The sequence below is a fragment of the Bartonella sp. MR168JLCBS genome, assembly GCF_042194175.1.
In genome coordinates this window covers 1,043-1,386 of record NZ_JBHIMP010000083.1, presented here as the reverse complement: position 1 = coordinate 1,386, position 344 = coordinate 1,043, and the positions used below count along the sequence as shown (strand labels likewise).

At 34.0% G+C, this 344-nt stretch carries 1 pseudogene; it reads right to left on the bottom strand.

Annotated features, from left to right (window positions below):
- Window positions 1-99: 99 nt before the first annotated feature.
- Window positions 100-344, bottom strand: a pseudogene (locus ACFIK8_RS09245) (trigger factor); the annotation flags it as partial.

Below are 344 nucleotides of genomic sequence, written 5' to 3'. Positions count from 1 at the left end.
ACCTGACGGTTAATCTAAAACCACTTTAAGTGCAAGCCTACAATATAAATCTCAGAGAAAAGAGCCCTACTTTATCGGGCTATTCTCTTAGCGCAAATATTAACCTTTTTTAGGTGCTTTCTTTCTGATTGGAGTTTTCTCTACACCTTTTTTCTTTTCTGGTTTTTTTTTCAGTTAAATCTGATTCATCATATTCTTTCATCAGCTCTTCAACTGTTACTTCTTTATCTGTGATTTTTATCCGTGACAGCAAATGATCAATGACTTTTTCTTCAAAAATGGGAGCACGTAGATTTGCAACAGCCTCCGGTGTATTACGAAAAAAATTCATAATTTCTTTCTCT